The following is a 1,298-nucleotide window of genomic DNA, read 5'->3' as shown; positions in this document are numbered from 1 at the left end:
ATAGACGCATGATGACTGCCCAGTTCCTTCGCAATGTTTCGAGTCGACCATTTCATCTTGAGCAGTAGTTCTAGTTTGCTGCGTTCGGTTATGCTAAAATGTGTATAACCCATGGTGAGATTCTCCTTGTGTAATGGTTGTTGTGGTGACTCCATTTTACAACTATCTTCCTTGGGCTATTTCTTTTTCTAGGTGTCGCACTTCATATTACAATCCGTCAAATACAAAAAAAAGCGCCTTAGTGGGCGCTCGTTCTGTCGTAGTATGGTCCTAATATGAATTAATTAGGGAATTACTTAGAACTATTAATAATAAACATCCTGTTTTAATACTATAGTGAAGTTAAGTCCTAATCCAACCATCAGACACGCTAAGTTCCTTAATTACTTTTGCAGGTATTCCGCCTGCCAACACATTTGATGGTATGTCTTTATTTACAACGCTACCTGTTGCTATAACAGAATTCCTACCTATTCTTACTCCTGGAAGTATAGTACACCTTGTACCGATCCAAACATTATCTTCTATAATAATTGGTCTTCTTAATTGATCTTTATCTATGTCTTCGTCTAGCAGATGGTAGTCGCTATCTAATATACTTGTTCTTGGTCCGATTTTTACATTATTCCCAATACTTATCTCTTTAGTTGCTGCAATACCACACCCTGCATTAATAAAAACATTATCTCCAATTGTGAGGGATGCTCCTTTTTCTACCGTTAATTGAGTAGACCAAGGTAGTGAAACAATTGCAAGGTTTTTACCGATATTAAGTTTACCTATTTTATTAATATACATTTTCCCTTTTATTGAAGGACAATTTTTATAAGAATAACTATAATTATTTACTCCAAATTTAGTAATTCCTCTCAACCTACGAAAAACACTTATTATTTTCCCCATTATACCACCTTTATTATTCCTTTTCAGCAAATTATACACTTGATTCTATGGGATGTAAATTTTCACCCTACACTTATTTTTACCCTATTGGCGAGAACTCGCCCCGTTGCCCCATCTAATTCTGCACGAATGCAAACTTGATAATGCCACGCATACGGATTATTCATATCTATTCTGGCCGCCGTTCTCCTTACGACTTGAATTTTTGATAGAATTCCAGCATCACTAAACACGGCTTGATTACCGCCACTGTTATCGTGATAGATGTAGGCATATCGGGATTAATCAAGTATCGTAATATGATATGTTTCCACCCCACTTCATATGTTGCTGGTATGAACCTATACATCTTGAAGTCAATCTCAACCAAGTGTGAACTAGTATCACTTTTACCC

Annotated in this window: 2 protein-coding genes and 1 pseudogene; all 3 read right to left on the bottom strand. The window is 36.4% G+C overall.

Annotated elements, in window-relative coordinates:
- Positions 1–113, bottom strand: a pseudogene (locus AC1DWN_RS33880) (IS30 family transposase); the annotation flags it as partial.
- A gap of 229 nt (positions 114–342) precedes the next feature.
- Positions 343–903, bottom strand: a complete 561-nt coding sequence (locus tag AC1DWN_RS33875) for an acyltransferase (protein ID WP_477563207.1) — start codon at positions 901–903, stop codon at positions 343–345.
- 190 nt (positions 904–1,093) lie between these two features.
- Positions 1,094–1,298, bottom strand: a 205-nt coding sequence (locus AC1DWN_RS33870) for a hypothetical protein (RefSeq protein WP_477563206.1), incomplete at its 5' end; no start/stop codon positions are given.

The sequence above is a fragment of the Paenibacillus sp. P4_A7 genome (assembly GCF_056402455.1).
Note: the sequence above shows the minus strand (reverse complement) of the source record. Positions and strands in the feature narration are given on the sequence as shown.

Excerpts from the sequence above, each read along its gene's own strand:
- AC1DWN_RS33875 (WP_477563207.1), bottom strand. The coding sequence starts at position 903 with ATGGGGAAAATAATAAGTGTTTTTCGTAGGTTGAGAGGAATTACTAAA.